The organism is Campylobacter sp. RM16187, from assembly GCF_025319965.1.
GTDB lineage: Bacteria > Campylobacterota > Campylobacteria > Campylobacterales > Campylobacteraceae > Campylobacter_A.
The window spans coordinates 1,200,699-1,217,478 of sequence record NZ_CP012549.1; the positions used below are offsets into that span (position 1 = coordinate 1,200,699).

14 protein-coding genes are annotated in these 16,780 nt (G+C 38.3%); 9 read left to right on the forward strand and 5 right to left on the reverse strand.

The window, feature by feature from the left end:
• Positions 1 to 25 precede the first annotated feature (25 nt).
• Entirely contained in the window at positions 26 to 1,975 is a 1,950-nt protein-coding gene (locus CDOMF_RS06475; protein ID WP_260951227.1) for a BCCT family transporter, read from the reverse strand.
• A 359-nt stretch (positions 1,976 to 2,334) separates the two neighbouring features.
• Here CDOMF_RS06475 and CDOMF_RS06480 point away from each other — a divergent pair, with 359 nt between their 5' ends.
• The 5 genes from CDOMF_RS06480 (at position 2,335) to CDOMF_RS06500 (ending at position 7,358) form a co-directional block, all read left to right on the forward strand.
• The gene (locus tag CDOMF_RS06480; protein ID WP_260951228.1) at positions 2,335 to 3,765 is read left to right on the forward strand and encodes a catalase; all 1,431 of its coding nucleotides are present in this window, start codon (positions 2,335 to 2,337) and stop codon (positions 3,763 to 3,765) included.
• Positions 3,766 to 3,768: 3 nt separating this feature from the next.
• Positions 3,769 to 4,260: an ankyrin repeat domain-containing protein gene (locus tag CDOMF_RS06485; RefSeq protein WP_260951229.1), complete on the forward strand. Its 492-nt coding sequence runs from the start codon at positions 3,769 to 3,771 to the stop codon at positions 4,258 to 4,260.
• A gap of 223 nt (positions 4,261 to 4,483) precedes the next feature.
• Positions 4,484 to 6,145, forward strand: coding sequence for a carbon starvation CstA family protein (locus CDOMF_RS06490; protein WP_260951230.1), 1,662 nt, complete (start codon positions 4,484 to 4,486; stop codon positions 6,143 to 6,145).
• On the forward strand, positions 6,142 to 6,399 hold the full coding sequence (locus CDOMF_RS06495) for a cory-CC-star protein (RefSeq protein WP_260951232.1): 258 nt from the start codon (positions 6,142 to 6,144) through the stop codon (positions 6,397 to 6,399). Before CDOMF_RS06490 ends, CDOMF_RS06495 begins: the two co-directional genes overlap by 4 nt.
• Positions 6,390 to 7,358 carry an ArsA family ATPase gene (locus tag CDOMF_RS06500; protein WP_260951233.1) on the forward strand — a complete coding sequence of 323 codons (969 nt, stop codon included), beginning with the start codon at positions 6,390 to 6,392 and terminating at the stop codon, positions 7,356 to 7,358. The genes CDOMF_RS06495 and CDOMF_RS06500 overlap by 10 nt, the downstream gene beginning before the upstream one ends.
• Before the next feature lie 38 nt (positions 7,359 to 7,396).
• Here the strand turns inward: CDOMF_RS06500 and CDOMF_RS06505 are convergent, their stop codons facing one another.
• Together CDOMF_RS06505 and CDOMF_RS06510 are read right to left on the reverse strand one after the other, a co-directional pair.
• On the reverse strand, positions 7,397 to 8,617 hold the full coding sequence (locus tag CDOMF_RS06505) for a rhodanese-like domain-containing protein (protein ID WP_260951234.1): 1,221 nt from the start codon (positions 8,615 to 8,617) through the stop codon (positions 7,397 to 7,399).
• A gap of 43 nt (positions 8,618 to 8,660) precedes the next feature.
• Positions 8,661 to 10,127 carry an NAD(P)/FAD-dependent oxidoreductase gene (locus CDOMF_RS06510; protein WP_260951235.1) on the reverse strand — a complete coding sequence of 489 codons (1,467 nt, stop codon included), beginning with the start codon at positions 10,125 to 10,127 and terminating at the stop codon, positions 8,661 to 8,663.
• Positions 10,128 to 10,346: 219 nt separating this feature from the next.
• On the opposite strand from CDOMF_RS06510, the gene CDOMF_RS06515 reads away from it, so the two are divergent.
• Complete coding sequence (locus CDOMF_RS06515) at positions 10,347 to 10,718, forward strand: hypothetical protein (RefSeq protein ID WP_260951236.1); 372 nt, start codon at positions 10,347 to 10,349, stop codon at positions 10,716 to 10,718.
• Between the two features lie 35 nt (positions 10,719 to 10,753).
• Here the strand turns inward: CDOMF_RS06515 and abc-f are convergent, their stop codons facing one another.
• Positions 10,754 to 12,691, reverse strand: coding sequence for a ribosomal protection-like ABC-F family protein (abc-f, locus tag CDOMF_RS06520; RefSeq protein ID WP_260951237.1), 1,938 nt, complete (start codon positions 12,689 to 12,691; stop codon positions 10,754 to 10,756).
• Between the two features lie 12 nt (positions 12,692 to 12,703).
• Positions 12,704 to 14,017, reverse strand: a complete 1,314-nt coding sequence (locus CDOMF_RS06525; protein ID WP_260951238.1) for a sodium-dependent transporter — start codon at positions 14,015 to 14,017, stop codon at positions 12,704 to 12,706.
• Between the two features lie 213 nt (positions 14,018 to 14,230).
• On the opposite strand from CDOMF_RS06525, the gene CDOMF_RS06530 reads away from it, so the two are divergent.
• From CDOMF_RS06530 to CDOMF_RS06540, 3 genes are all read left to right on the forward strand, one after another.
• Positions 14,231 to 15,550 carry an MATE family efflux transporter gene (locus CDOMF_RS06530; protein ID WP_260951239.1) on the forward strand — a complete coding sequence of 440 codons (1,320 nt, stop codon included), beginning with the start codon at positions 14,231 to 14,233 and terminating at the stop codon, positions 15,548 to 15,550.
• The gene (locus CDOMF_RS06535; protein ID WP_170019068.1) at positions 15,526 to 16,173 is read left to right on the forward strand and encodes a M48 family metallopeptidase; all 648 of its coding nucleotides are present in this window, start codon (positions 15,526 to 15,528) and stop codon (positions 16,171 to 16,173) included. The genes CDOMF_RS06530 and CDOMF_RS06535 overlap by 25 nt, the downstream gene beginning before the upstream one ends.
• A 77-nt stretch (positions 16,174 to 16,250) precedes the next feature.
• Complete coding sequence (locus CDOMF_RS06540; RefSeq protein WP_170019069.1) at positions 16,251 to 16,760, forward strand: tetratricopeptide repeat protein; 510 nt, start codon at positions 16,251 to 16,253, stop codon at positions 16,758 to 16,760.
• The last annotated feature ends 20 nt before the right edge of the window (positions 16,761 to 16,780 follow it).

The window sequence follows — 16,780 nt, forward strand, 5'->3', positions numbered from 1 at the left end:
TATAAAAATTTACTTAAATTTAAGCCTACACGCCTCTAATCGTATGCAAAAACTGCATATGTTTGCGGTACTGCTCGACCACGTCATTTATGATAGTAGCCTCGCTCCAGCCCAGTATATCATAGTCCTGCCCACCCTCTTTTAAAAACACCTCAGCTCTGTAGTATAAATCATTTCCGTCAAGCGCACTAGTATAGTCAGGGCTCTCTCTGCGAACGAGTTTTACTCCGTAACTAAAATCCATCTCATCGCCAAGCCCGACGGTTAAATTTATAAAATTTCGCTTTTCGTCCTTTGAAATTTTAGCCTGCAAGCCGTTTTTCTCAAATTCAGCCCTCACCTCCTCAAAGACCTTTTCGATAACCTCGCTTATAAATTTGTCCGCATTTTTCTTATTAGGTAGCGATATGATCGTCTTTAGCCTCTCTTGCCAAGTTTTAGACATCTCAGAAACGGGCATGTTGGCTAAATTTCTGCTTTGCTTTTTAAGAAGATCTACTCTAAGAGCTTTAAAAAGTCCGTAAATCGCAAACAAAAGCGCGATCGTAAATGGCAAAGCCGAGGCTATCGTCATAGCTTGAAGCGAGGCTAGTCCGCCGCCAAGCATAAGAAAACAAGATACAACGCCTATCGCAAGCCCCCAGAAAATTTTCTGCCAAAGAGGAGTGTTGTCTTTGCCGTTTGAGCAAAGCATATTCATAATCATCGCCGCAGAGTCAGCCGAAGTGATGAAAAATATAGCAATCATTAGCACGGCTATGACGCCAAGCATGCTTGAAAATTTAAAGCTATCTAGAAACATAAATAGCGCTGACGCTGAGTCTGAATTTGCAACCTCAGCAAGCTCGCTAAAGCCGTTTTGAACGAGAGTTATCGCGCTATTTCCAAAAAAGGTCATCCACATAAAAGTAAATCCTGTAGGAACTAAAAGCGCGCCCACGACAAACTCCCTTATCGTTCTTCCTTTTGAAATCCTAGCGATAAAAAGTCCCACAAAAGGCGACCAAGATAGCCACCAAGCCCAGTAAAGCAAGGTCCAGCCGCCAAGCCAAGAGCTGTTTGCCTTCTGATAAGCGTAGAGGTTAAATGTGTTTGAGATGAGCGTGGATACGTAGTTGCCGCTATTTTGCACGAGTCTTTGAAGAAGATCGGTAGTGTTGCCTAAAAACAAGATAAAAAGCATAAATATAATAGCCATGATGATGTTTGAATTTGAAAGAATTTTTATGCCTTTATCCACTCCGCTTGCCGCTGAAATCGTAGCTAGCAGACACAACACTACAAGCAAAGCTATATGCATGCTAGGCGCGCCAAATACGTGAGTAAGCCCTGCATTTACCTGCACGACTCCGTACCCAAGAGAGGTAGCCACTCCAAAAAGCGTCGCAACTACGGCAAAAACATCTATCACATCGCCTATCTTGCCGTAAATTCGCTCGCCTATAAGCGGATAAAATGCCGATCTGAGCGTAAGAGGTAGGTTGTGTCTATACGCAAAAAAGGCAAGTATGAGTGCTACGATAGCGTAAGTCGCCCAAGCGCCGACACCCCAGTGAAAGAAGGTGATGTTCATCGCAAGTTTTGCAGCTTCCATGCTTTTAGGCTCGCCGACTGGGGGATTAAGATAGTGCATAAGCGGTTCGCTAACGCCAAAAAATACAAGCCCTATACCCATACCTGCAGCAAAGAGCATGCCAAACCAAGATAAATTTGTGTATTCGGGCTTTGAGTGATCGGCTCCAAGTTTAATATCTCCAAATTTGCTAAATCCAAGCATGATTACCGAAAGCACGATGATGGCGATAGCAAGCACATAAAACCAGCCGAATTTGATAGTAATGAAATCTTGCATAGATTTAAAAAATTTGCTTGAGTATGCAGGAAAAAGAACCGAAAAAATCGCAATCACAAATATGATAAAAACCGAAGGATAAAAGACAGAGGTGTTAAATTTCGAGTTTTTTATAAAAGTCATGGATCTCCTTGTTTATTTTAAGACTGCTTTTAACTTACTTGAATTTTGTAAATAAGTCAAATAAATTATAAATGTAAAGCGTATTAAATCCTTAAATTTAGGGAAAGCAAAAGCTAAATTTATTCTGTCTAAATTTTAATATAAGTGGTATAAATTTGAATTTGTATAAATTTCCAAATTTTGCTTTTAGGCTCTGTTTTAGGATATAAATTAAATTTAGCGGCTTTAAATTTCAATCTTGAGATTTGTAAAATTTGAAATTTTTAAAATTCTAATCAATATTTTTTATTATTTAAGAAATATTTTATTTTAAATAAGTATAATTCCGAAATAATAAATTTTATTAAAAGGAAAAAATTATGAGACAACTAACAACTACTTCAGGCAATCCAATCGCCGACAACCAAAACTCGCTAACGGCAGGTGCTCGTGGCGGCGTTATGATGCAAGATTATCAACTAATCGAAAAACTTGCTCACCAAAACAGAGAGAGAATACCTGAAAGAACGGTTCACGCTAAAGGTAGCGGTGCATACGGAGTACTTGAGATAACTAACGACATATCTAAATATACAAAGGCTAAAGTTCTTCAAAAAGGTGAAAAGACAAAGCTATTTTTACGCTTTTCAACAGTTGCAGGCGAAGCAGGAGCTGCGGATGCAGAGCGCGACGTAAGAGGATTTGCGATCAAATTTTATACAAAAGAAGGCAACTGGGACTTAGTAGGAAACAACACACCTATATTTTTCTTAAGAGATGCTTACAAATTCCCTGATTTCATCCATACTCAAAAGAGAGATCCTCGCACACACTTGCGTTCAAACGAAGCGGCCTGGGATTTTTGGAGCTTGAGCCCTGAAACACTTCACCAAGTAACGATCCTAATGAGCGATAGAGGAATTCCTGCGAGCTACCGCGAAATGCACGGATTTGGAAGCCACACTTATAGCTTAATCAATAAAGACGGCGAGAGATTTTGGGTTAAATTTCACTTCAAATCACGCCAAGGAATTAAAAATTTAACCAACAAAGAAGCTGCTAATATCGTTGCAAACGACAGAGAGAGCCACCAAAGAGATCTTTACGAAAATATCGAAAAAGGAAATTTCCCAAGCTGGGATTTCAAGATCCAAATCATGACTGACGAGCAAGCTAAAAAACTACCTTTCAGCCCGTTTGACTTAACTAAAACATGGTCTCATAAGGATTTCCCACTGATTGAAGTAGGCGTTATGACTCTAAATGAAAACCCTAAAAACTACTTCAACGAGGTTGAACAAGCGGCATTTAGCCCGTCAAACATAGTTCCTGGTATAAGCTTTAGTCCTGATAAGATGCTTCAAGCTAGAATTTTCAGCTATCCTGACGCTCAAAGATACAGAATCGGAACTCACTATGCACAACTTAAAGTTAATCAACCTATAAACGAAATAGGCACTTATACAGTTGGCGGCGCTATGAATAACGGCATGTACGAGATCGAAGACAAGGCTTACTACGAGCCAAACAGCTTTGGCGGCGCTAAAGAAAACGCTGATTTCTTAGAGCCTGATATGCAACTTGAAGGCGTGATGAAAAGATATAACCACAGAGATGAGGATAGCGATTATTACAGCCAACCAAGAGATCTGTTTAACTTAATGAACGACTGCCAAAAATCTCAGCTATTTAACAACATAGCAGAGAGCATGTGCGGAGTTAGCGACTTCATAGTTGAGCGCGCACTTGGACATTTTGAGAAAATTTCACCGGCTTATGCAGCAGGCGTCAAAGCTGCACTTAAGAAATAAGCTATGAACGATCAAAATTTAGAGATTAGCAAAGAAGAAGAGGCAAGGTATAACGAACTTTGCCTCATGGCGCTTGATTTTGCAAGAAAAGATGAAGCTAGCGAGCTTGAAAAGATGATCAAGGCTGGGCTAAATGTGAATTTAAAATCCGCTAAAGGCGATACGCTCCTCATGCTTGCAAGCTATAATAACGCCATAAATACGGTAAAAATGCTAATTGCAAACGGTGCACAGGTAGATGAGCGAAACGACAGAGGTCAAACGCCTCTTGCAGGAGCTGCATTTAAGGGATACTTAGACGTAGTAAAAGCTCTGGTTGAGGCGGGTGCGGACATAAACGCAAATAACGGAATGGGTGCAACGCCTCATACCTTTGCCGTGATGTTTGGTAGAACCCAAGTCGCAAAATATCTACTAGCCGCAAATAAAAAGCCAAGCCTGCTAGCTAAGATAAGCTCAAATTTGCTATCTCTTTTTAGTAAGAAGGCTTCATAACATTCCAAATTTAAGAGAGTTTCGGCTCTCTTAAATTTCTATTTACTTAAAAACTCATACTATAAAACATTTTTAAAGATTAGATAAAAATATTATATTTATAATAAGATTGTGTAATTTTAGTAAATTTTCATATTCTTTTTACATAGTTAATACTATTTTATAAAATTTTAAAGATCATTTTAATTATAATCTCTCTAAATTCTAAGCAAAAGGAGATTGTATGAACTCTTTAATCCTCATGTTTATAGGCTTTGCAGCCTTTATAGCTGGATTTTTTATATACTCGAAATTTATAGCCGAAAAGATACTAAGGCTTGATCCGAATTTCAAAACTCCATCAAATGAATTTGAAGATGGGGTAGATTACGTTCCTACGAATAAATTTGTATTATGGGGACATCACTTTACCTCTGTTGCCGGTGCTGCACCTATTGTAGGGCCTGCTATTGCCGTTATTTGGGGCTGGGCGCCTGCATTTTTATGGGTTATACTAGGAACGGTGTTCTTCGCAGGAGTTCATGATATGAGTGCAATTTGGGCAAGCGTGAGAAATAAAGGCTACTCAATAGGTACGATTTCAGGTCAAATTCTAAGCAAACGTGCCAGAAGCCTTATGATGGTAGTTATATTCTTACTGTTACTTATGGTCAATGCCGTATTTGCCGTTGTAATCGCAGGAATGATGATAAAAACTCCATCAGCGGTAGTTCCAGTATGGGGTGCTTTGGTGGTTGCATTTTTTATAGGTCAAGCCATATACAAATTTAAATTAAATTTGCCTTTGGTTTCTTTAGTAGGTGTTATTGCGCTATATTTTCTGATATATATAGGACCTAGTATGCCGGTATCTTTACCAGACAATGTGCTTGGACTAGATGCCAATGCCGCTTGGATCTTGATTTTATTTATCTACGCAGCAGTTGCTTCTATGCTTCCGGTTTGGATGCTGCTTCAACCAAGAGATTACATAAACGGCCTTCAGCTATTTGTAGGACTTATAGCTCTTTATGTATCTTTTATTGTAGTATCTCCTGATATAGTCGCTCCGGCATTTAATTCAAATTTACCTGCCGGAACTCCATCTATGTTCCCTCTACTTTTTGTAACTATAGCTTGTGGTGCGATTTCAGGATTTCATGGCTTAGTTTCAACAGGAACTACGGCAAAACAGATAAAGAGCGAGCCTGATGCTAGATTTGTAGGATACTTCGGAGCTATAGGAGAAGGATTACTAGCACTCGCCGCCATCCTTGCAGTAACTGCAGGCTTTGCAAGCTTGGCTGAGTGGGAAGCCGTATATAGTGCATTTGGTAAAGGCGGAATAGGAGCTTTTATAGACGGCGGAGGCAAAATTATGAGTATGGGCATAGGGCTAAGTCCTGAGCTCTCGGCTACTATGCTAACAGTTATGGCGGCTTTATTTGCCGGAACCACTATGGATACTGGAGTTAGGCTTCAAAGATATATCTTTCAAGAGTGGGGAGAGGTGTATAATATAAACATATTTAAAAACGGAAATATAGCTACTCTTTTTGCGGTAGGATCTTGCTTGCTTCTTGCATTTGGAGCGGGTGGAATCGATGGTAAAGGAGGTATGATAATATGGCCGTTATTTGGTACCACAAACCAACTTATGGCAGGGCTTACTCTGCTAATTATCACAGTTATGGTAATGAGACAAAAAAGCGCTATAAGATACACTCTGATACCTTTAGTATTCTTACTTTTTGTTACAATAGCGGGACTACTATTGCAGCTTGTAAGTTTTTACAATAAAGGAAATTGGCTTTTAATCTTCCTTGATTGTATTATATTAATCGCTACTATAATGGTCTGCTTAGAGAGCTTTGCTATCCTCAAGAAAGAATTTGTAAAAAAATGATAGAGAAAATAAAATCTTTTTTAGATGGGCTTGATGAATACTATCAAGCCCCTTATAGAAGCGCGCTAACAAAGAGTTATCAAGAAGAAAATGATTTTTTTATGCTGATGGCTTTTGCTGAAAGCCTTGGTGTGCAAAACCCTGCAAGCTTTTACACAATGGAGCTTTTGCCATTTTTACTAGAAGAATTTCACGCATGGCATAAAAGAATGGGCATGCAACACTCCCCGATAGAGCATTTCGGATGTTGCTAGAATCTATCACACCTATAATCTTTGTCGGCGGAAAAGGTGGCGTGGGCAAAACCACCATATCATCATCTATAGCTTCAAAACTAGCAAATTTAGGCAAAAAAACTCTAATCATATCAACAGATCCGGCCCATAGCCTATCTGACGCACTAAGCGTAAAACTTAGCGACAAAATAGTAAATGTAAGCTCAAATTTAGACGCTCTTGAGCTAAATCCTGATGAAATAGCAAATGAACACTTTAAAAATATAGAGGAGACTCTAAAGGGCTACGCAAAGCCGGAGATGTTTCCTAAAATAAAAGAGCATTTAGAGCTATCAAAAGAGACTCCAGGCGCACAAGAAGCGGCTCTTTTAGAAAAAATTTGCTCTCTTTTAGTTGAACGAAAAAATTATGAGCATATAATCTTTGATACTGCGCCTACGGGGCATACAATTAGACTTTTAGCTATGCCTAGCGTAATGTCGGCTTGGACCGAAGGACTAATGAAGCATCAAAAAAAGCGCGACGAGGTAGCTGAAGCGGCAAAAGTATTTTGGAAAAATAAACCCGAATATGAATTTAACCCATTTACCCCAAGCAAAGAAATGAGATGGAAAAAAGCCGTAGCAAAGCTAGAAGAGAGAAAAAGCCTATTTTTAAGAGCAAATGAAATTTTACAAGATATAAATTTAACATCAATATATCTTGTGATGATACCGGAAGCATTGCCACTTTATGAGACTTTAAGAGCTCACGAGACTCTTAAAAAATTTTCTATCAATGTGGGTGGAATTTTTATAAATCAAATAATACCAAAAGAACAAAATAGCGATTTTTGGCAAAATAGAGTTAATAGACAGATTGAAATTTTATCTCAATTAAATAAAAATCTTCCGAATACAAAAAAAATACAAGTAAAGCTAAGTTCAAAAGATTTAAGAGGCATAGAAGAGCTTAAAAATATAAATTTTGAATTTTAAAGAGATTAGCCGTACCTATTTGGCACGGCTAAGATTTATTACCAGTCAGTTGGATCTAATGGCTCGTTTGGAGTAAATGTACATTCTTTACCTTTGCATTTTACTGTCGCATCGATATATAGGCCTTTTTCAAAGCCTCCTTTTTTAGCCTTTCCATAAGCTTCAAGAGAGCGTCCACCTGCAGAGCAGTGGAATATCACATATGTGTCTGGAAGTTTAGACAAAAATGCCTTTGTATCATTCTCTTCAATAGATATATGTAAAGAGCCGGGTACAAATCCAGCAGCTCTCTCTTCGCTTCTTCTTACGTCAACTATTGTTACGCCGGCCGGAAGTTTTTTATAGTTTTCCACAAACCAAGCGCCGTCTACAGAACCCTCATCTAGTCCTTTTTTAATAGGCCCCATAAACGGTTTACTTAATTTTGTTACAGCTCCGCCTATAGCGGCTTTCTCCTCTCCGCCTTTAGTAGTCTTTAACCCAGCTTGCTTCCATGCAGGAAGACCAGCTGAGTAGTTAGAAACTTTTGTATAACCTAGCGAAACCAGTTTTTGAGCCACTACATGAGATTTTTTGCAGTCATATCCTTGGCAAAATGTTATTACAGGAGTATTCTTATCTGTTGGAAAACGTCCCATAAGAGTAGGGATGTCTGTGTCATTTATAGATATAGCTCCAGGTATAGACTCGGCTAAAAATTTAGCATAAGGTCTAGCATCTATCAACAGTGCTCCGTTGGCATCAAATGCGTTTTTAACGACAGACGTACTAACTTCTATATAGTCTTTTTTGGACCACTCAGGATAGCCTGCTTGATACAGTTTTACATTTTTGTATCCAGCCTCTTTTAACATCGCCGCTACTTTAGGACTCTTTGCGCAATCCCAGCCTTGGCAAAATACTATTATCTCTTTATCTTTTGGAGTGCCATCTATTCTCTTTACGTGATCTTTAAAGTCCGTATCGTGAATTTGAATACTAGAAGGTATTGTTCCAGCGTTATAGTGCCTGTCAGGTCTTGCATCTATAAACAAAGCCTCGGTCGCACCTCTCATACCGCTACCTAGTTTGCTTCTAGTATATTTATAATCAACTACTTCAAGCTTATGCTTGTTTATTAAAGATTGAACAGCCTCTGTAGGCTTAGTCGCTATAGCTTGTGCGGCTACAGAAGATGACATAGTCGATGTGCCAGTTGCGCAACCGGTTAATAATAAAGCCGCACCGAGTGCAATAGCACCAACAAATTTTAAACGCATATATTCTCCTTTTTTTAAATAATATTTTTATGTTTTACTTTATTTAAATTCTTCCCGGAAGCATTCCGTGATATATCATTGGTTTCATTAGGTAAACTTTAAGTAACCACATTAGCCAACGCTCCTGCGTAGGATCAAGCGGGAATGAAGGCGCAGGCTTGCCAGACCAGTCAAATTCCGCAAACATAACAGTGCCTATGCTTGTTATAAACGGACAAACAGTGTATCCGTCATAAGCTGCAGGCAGTTTATCTTTTTTCTCCATTACAGCTATTAGATTATCAACAACAACATGGTATTGTTTTCTAGCGCTTCCACCTGTCTTTCCTAAAGGAACGGCAGCGCAATCTCCTATCACAAACACATTGGGATATTTTATATGCTGAAGCGTCTCTTTATGGGCAGGAACCCAACTAGCAGGTGAACCTAGTGGAGATTTGCCTACCGCATCGGGGGCTTTTTGAGGCGGTACTATATGTAGGAAATCAAATTTCTTAGTGATTCTCTCAGTTTTTTTGATCATCTCATACTCTTCTAAATCTTTATCCCACTCACCCTTTTCCATCCAAGTTTTTTCAAGAGTTGCAACTCTATTTTCAGTATCAACGGCAACAAGCCTTGTTTTAAAATCCCACTTAAAATCACGCTCTTTATATTGTTTTTCAATGGCCTCGGCATATTCTGGAACGCTAAATAATTTATCGCTATTCGTATAAAATAGCATCTCTACCTTATCTCTAACTCCAGCTTTTTTTATTAGATCGTGAGCGATATACATTATTTTTTTAGGAGCGCCACCGCATTTAATGGCTGTAGGAGAGTCTGTAAATATAAGCTGCAGCTTCTCGCCTCCTTTTATTTCTTTGGCTTGTTTTATGATATCTTGGATTCCTTCATAAGTATCCACGGAACCATCTGCAAAATAAAGAGAATATACGCCATTTTTACCTATTTTTTTGCGAACGACATCGCTATTGCCTAGGGTTGTTATCTCACCTTCCAATCCTTCAATAGCACCGTAGTTAAGAGTAACGCCCATAGCCACAACAAGATAGTCGTATAAAACTTCACTTCCATCTTCTAAAATTACTTTGTTGTTATCCGGATCAAAATTTTTAGCGGCTTTTTGTATCCACTTAGCGTCTTTTGGCATATAATCTTTTGTCTGATATATAATATCGTCTTTCTTATAAACACCTGCGGCGATAAGAGTCTGTCCAGCTTGATAAGATACCGAAATAGGATTAGGCTCTACAATAGTTACGTCTGGATTCTTTAGCTTTTTGCAAAGCTTTGCAGCCGTAGCAATTCCTGACAATCCACCTCCAACTATTACGATTTTACCTGTTGCAGAAGAAGCTTCGGCATTTGTAGGGGCTACCGTATTTGCAAACACACCAGCAGCTACAGGGGACATCGCTATAAGTTTCATCGCATCACGACGACTTATCTTATGACCCTCTTTCTCAAGTTCTTCAAGAACCTCATCAATAATCTTGTTTGAGTCCATAAAGCGCTCCTTTGAGTTAATATTTATTTTAAATTTTTATATTTTAAAATTTTAGATTACACTAATATTTTAAGAAAGTATAAAATTGTATCATTATGTTATTTGATTAATATGTGATATAGTCACATATTATTTACTAAATATTAAGATATGATTTCATACTCAAAATTTAAGTTTTTATCTTAAAATAAACAACTAAAATATATTTAAGGAGAAAATATGTTCTTAAACAAAAAAACATCAGCTTCAATGCTAACAAAGTTTGCATCCATAGCATTTGCCGCCCTAGTTGGTCTAAGCTTAACAGTAAGTAGCGCTTCAGCCGATCATGCGCGCGGACAAAAGCTATATCTTAAATTTATGAAAGACGCTACCGGTATAAAAGGTGATGCGTTTGCAGCTCAGCACACTATAGCCGAGTGGAAGAATCTTTGTTCAAACGAAGGTGCAGGATTTATAGATGAATATTCTAAAAAATATCCAAATGCAGCAGATTTCTTAAAAGGTCCTCAATTTAAGAAATTTCAGCCTGACATCTGCGATTTTGTGATCCACTACGCAAAAGATAGCGGCAACGTACCTTCTTGCTAATTTAAATTTAAAGGAGCGAAGCTAAGCGCTCCTTTTTAACTATCCAAATTTTCAGCGATTTCTAAAACTTCAAAATACTCTTCTTCTAAAATTTTAAGCTCTTTTTTAGCCGCTTCAAGCTCTTCATAAAGCTTTGTTAGTCCTATTTTCTGATAGGCATTTGGATCGCTAAGTCCTTCGTTTAGCTTTGAAATTTGAGCCTCTAAAGCAGCGATTTTATCAGGGTGATTTTGCAAAATTTGATTTTCTTTATAGCTTAGTTTTCTGCTTTTACTCTTTTGTTTTTCGGCTAAATTTTCGCTATCCGCACTCATCTGAGCTTCAAATTTATCAAGCTCGTTAAGCTCGTCTTCAAGCTCAAGATAGACGCTGTATTCTTGGTGCACAACTTCGATTTTAGTGCCCTCAAAAGCCCAAAGCTTGGATGAAATTTTATCCACAAAATACCTATCGTGACTAACTAGCAAGATAGCGCCTTCAAAGCTTTGCAAGTAGTCTTCTAAGATATTTATAGTAGCTATATCAAGGTCGTTTGTCGGCTCATCAAGCACGAGCACATCATATTCGCCTGTAAAAAGTAGCGCTAACGCGACGCGGTTTTTCTCGCCGCCGCTTAGCACGCCGATAGGCTTATCCAAAAACTCCTTTGGAAACAAAAAATTTTTAAGATAGCCGTAAACGTGCATATTTTTCCCGCGCACCTGCACTCTATCGCCACCGTTTGGGCAAAAGACTTCGATCAGGCTCTTTTCATCGCTTAGAGCACTTCTTGCCTGATCAAAGTAGCCGATCCTAACATCACCGCGCTTTATCTCGCCGCCGCTTGGTTTATCAAGTCCAAGCAAAATTTTTAGCAAGGTGCTCTTACCGCTTCCGTTTCGCCCGACTATGGCGATACGCTCGCCTTGCAAAACTCGCGTATCAAATTTTTCAAACAGCACCTTACTGCCAACGCTCTTGCTTAAATTTTTAATCTCAAACAGCATTTTCTTGCGGTTTGTCGAGTGAGTTTGGTTGAAATTTTTGCTTGCGCGCTCAAGCTCAAGTCTTACTCTTCGTATGACGCCCGGATTTTTCTTAGCCTCCTCACGCATCTGCATTACGCGCTCTTTGCGCCCTTCGTTGCGCTTTAGCCTTGCTTTGACACCTCGCCTTAACCACTCCTCTTCGCTTTTAAGCTGTTTTAGCAAGGTCTCGTGAGATTTGGCCAAAGAGAGTAAAATTTCCTCTTTTTTGGCTAAGTAGTTAGCATATCCGCCCTCAAAACTACGAAGCTTGCCATCTTCAACTTCAACACTCCTAGTCGCCAAAGCGTCGATAAAATAGCGATCATGGCTTATAAATACAATGGTTTGCTTCGAGCTTTTAAGCATCTCTTCAAGAAAGCGCACCATATAGACATCAAGGTGGTTTGTCGGTTCATCAAGCAATAGCACATCGGGCTTTTTAAGTATGAGCGCACCGAGTGCCACACGCCGAATTTCGCCACCGCTAAGGCTACAAACCGCCCTATCCTCATACTCTTTTAACTTAAATTCGACCAAAACCTGCTCGATCTTTCGCTCAATCTGCCAGCCGTCTTTTGCCTCGATAAATTTTATAAGCTCATCTTGTCTAGCATGAAGCTCTTTGTCATTTGGTCTATTTGCAAGCTTTTCAAGAACCGCTGCATATTCCTCTCTAGCGTCAAATATCTCCTTAAGCTCTAAATTTAGCGTCTCTTTTACGCTTGCGCCTTCGCTGAAATTTGGATTTTGCGCGAGCATCTCAACCTTTATGCCGTTTTGCACTACGCGCCTGCCGACATCAGGCTCATAGCTTCCTGCCACAAGCTTCATTAGCGTGCTTTTTCCGCTTCCGTTTTTACCTATGATAGCGATTATCTCGCGCTCATTTACGCTAAAATTTACCTGATTTAATATCTCGTTTGGACCAAATTTTTTACTTACATCTATTAGATCGACTAACGCCACAAAAAGCCTTGATTAAAATGAAATTTGCTTACTAAGCGCAATTATACAAAGTGTAAGAGCCATCGGCACATAAACATATCTACCTATGCTATACCAAAGATCACCCTGCTTTTTAGCTGCGCCCATGTTTATCTCATCCATAATCTCATCTTTTTTTATTATCCAAAACCAAGATACCGCTCCGATAACCGCTCCGATTGGAATAATATAGATAGAGACAAAATCCATCCAAGGCCCCCAGCTTGATATAGCCTCCATATTTACGCCTATTCCAAAACATATTACACAAAGAGCTATCAGCATAGGAGCGCGCTTAATATTTGGAAATTTGTGCATGATAGATTCCGCTACCGCTTCAAACATATTTTGCAAAGAGCTAATGCCTCCAAAGATTACAGCAGTAAATAAAATAATGGCAAAAATTTGTCCACCAGGCATATCTTGTAAAATTTTAGGAAGTGTTACGAAAAGTAGCCCTGGTCCTGCCGCAGGATCCATTTTGTAAGCAAAAACAGCAGGTATCATCACAAGCGCTGCAACAAGTGCGGCGATAGTATCAAAAATAGCCGTCTTTTTAGCAGAATCTACAACATCCTCTTGTTTAGAAAGATAAGCGCCATAAACTATCATTCCAGAACCCGTAATAGAAAGCGAGAAAAATGCTTGTCCCATCGCTGCAACCCAAACCATAGGATCGCCTAGCTTAGCCCAATCGCCTTTAAATATAAATTTATACCCCTCAAAAGCACCGTCAAACATGGCTACTCTAATCGCCAAAATAAAAAATAGTATGAAAAATAGAGGCATCATAATTTTGTTTGTTTTTTCTATACTTTTAGCTCCGAAAAATAGAGTAAAAAGTGTGCCTGCAACAACTATAAAGTGAAAAGGAACTACCGAGTAACTACTTAACGCGAAAGATTCAAACCATGTATTTGTATCAACACTCATTAAAGAGCCTGTTACCGCTTGAAACAAGGCCTTTAAAACATAAGCGATAATGACAGCATAGCCTATTGCTATACACATAGATCCTGCAAGAGGTATCCAGCCTACGATCTTGCCTATTTTTCCAAGTCCACGAGTATTAAATGCAAATTCGTAAGAGCCTAATGTGCCTGTTTTAGCACGTCTTCCTATGGCATACTCAGCAGAAAGACCAACATAAGAAAATATGGCAACAAAAAATAGATATATGAGCAAAAATGCCCCACCGCCATTTGTGCCGACCTTGTAAGGGAAGCCCCATACGTTAGCCATACCTACGGCAGATCCGACGCAGGCTATAATAAATGCCCAGCGAGAGGTGAAACTTTTCTTTTCCATTTTTTACATCCATTAAGTTGAAGATTTTAAAAATTATACTTAAGTAAACTAATAAGAAAATTATATTAGCTATTATTATAAAATATTTGAAAAAGACTAAAAGCAAGGCTTTTATCTTCGGTTTTATGAAATATAAATTCTATTAAATTTATATTCTGATATAATCAACCGTTATTTTTAGAAATCTTACGCATATATCAAAAGAGAAACTTTATGAACCTATCGCTTAAAAAGCTTGCGCTTCCCATATTTTTAGACATGTTTTTACATTTTGTAACACTTATTATAAATACATATATGGTTACAAAGGTAAGCATTCATCTAGTGGGTGCGATGGGTGCAGGAAATCAAGTCATGGATCTTTTCATGACCATATTTAGCTTTTTAAGCGTTGGTTGCTCTGTAGTAGTAGCTCAAGCCTTGGGCGCAAAGAATAAAAATTTAGCTACAAGAATAGTGCATGCAAGCATTACATTTAATACGATTTTTGGGATAGTTGCGGCTACATTTTTATATTTTCAGGGATACTTGGTGCTTGAAATATTAAGAGTGCCTGAAAATTTACTCGATGAGAGCTACAGCTACCTACATATTTTAGGTTTTGCACTATTTATCGATGGAATGGGTATGGTGCTGGCGGCTGTTTTAAGAGTGTATAATTTCGCAACAGCGGTTATGCTTGTATCGTTACTAATGAACGTTATTACGCTTATTGGAAATGCTATCGCGCTATTTGGCTGGTTTGGACTACCAAACTACGGTCTTTACGGAGTAGGAATTTCTACGCTCATAGGACGACTAGCAGGCGTTATCGTGCTATTTATAATTTTAATCAAAATAGCAAAGGTAAGAATTTATATAAAAATGCTTCTAACCCTGCCATTTAATATCCTGCGCAAAATTCTATCTATCGGGATTCCAAGTGCTGGTGAAAATCTATTATGGATGGCGCAATATATGGTCGCATTTGGCTTTGTAGCAAGCATGGGCGAGGCCAGTTTAAACGTGCAAACAATATACTTTCAAATAACTCTATTAATACTTCTATGCGGAGCCAGCATTAGCGTAGCAAATGAGGTTATCGTCGGACATTTAGTAGGCGCAATGAGATTTGAAGAGGCCTATATAAAGACTTTTAGAGCGTTAAAGCTAGGTTTTATAGCAACCTTAGCCGTTGTTTTAATAGCCTATTTTGCAAAAGATGAGATTATGAACAGGCTAAATTTAACAGACGAGCTAAAACAGATAATGCTTCCGCTATTTACACTATCGATAATTCTTGAAACAGGACGAACTTTTAACATAGTGATAGTAAATGCACTTAGAGCAAGCGGAGATGCGAAATTTCCACTAATCACGGGCGCTATATTTATGTGGGGTGTTAGCTTGCCACTTGGATACTATTTAGGAATCATGCAAAATATGGGCATAATAGGAGTCTGGATAGGATTTGTAGCCGATGAGTGGCTAAGAGGACTTGTAAATACATGGCGATGGAAGAGTAGAAAATGGCAGTCAAAACGACTTGTATAAAATTTGATAAATTTGATGTTACGCTCAATTTTAAAAGAATAAAATCAACTCGCATTAAAATTTCAAAAACAGGTGAAATTTCGCTCTCATTACCGTATTTTTGCACCCAAAAGCAGGTATTTGAAATACTGAATAAAAATATAGAGTGGATAGAAAAAACTCACTCCAAAATTTTAGAAAATTTGCCAAACAGTGATGAATTTAGGCTACTTGGTGAAGTTTATAAACTCCAATTTGATGAAAATATAAAAAACATAAAAATAGTTGATAAAGAAATTTGGACTCCGAGCTTAAAAAGGCTCGAAAAGTATAAAAAAGATGAGGCCAAAAAGATTTTTTATGAGCTGATAGAGAAATTTAGGCCATTCGTTGGTAAAGATATAAACAGAATCGTAATCAGAAATATGCAAACCAGATGGGGTAGCTGTAACTCTCGCAAAGGCTATATAAACCTGAATCTAAATTTGATAGAAAAACCAATAGAATTGATCGAATATGTAGTGCTTCATGAGCTCACACATCTAATATATCCGCACCATAAAAAGAGTTTTTATGATTTTATCGCTTCAATCATGCCAAATTTTAGAGATCTTGAAAAAGCCTTAAACAATAAAAATTTATAAATACCCAAATATGCGTTTTAAGCGCAATAGTAACAAAATATGTTAAAATAGCATATTATTAACTTTAAAGGATTTGTATGAAAAAAATTTTAGCATTTGCACTGCTATCCTTAAGTGTTTTTGCAGGTGATTTTGAAGATGGTTTAGCTGCATACAAAAATGCCGATTATGCAAGTGCATTTGAGAAATTTAACGCCGCTTGCATGAACAAAAACGCTGCAGGTTGCGAGCAAGTAGCGTTGATGTATCACACAGGTAAAAGCGTTAAAAAAGATGTAAGCAAAGCCTTTTCACTATATCTTCAGGCTTGCGAAGCGGGACAAAAGCATAGTTGCTCAATGGCTGGCGGAATGCAAGATATGGGAGAAGGAACAAAGATTGATAAAGAAAATGCAATGAAACTTTTAGTAAAAGCTTGCGAGCTTAATGATGCTCACTCTTGTGCAGTAGTCGGTTCTTTTCATCTTGAAAAACAAACGCCTGACAGTTTAAAAACGGCAAAAAATCTCTTTCAAAAAGCTTGCGATCTAGGCGACCGCTTGGGATGTATGTGGGCCGAGGATCTAAGTAGATCAAAGAAAATATAATATCAGTTACGGCGTTAAAT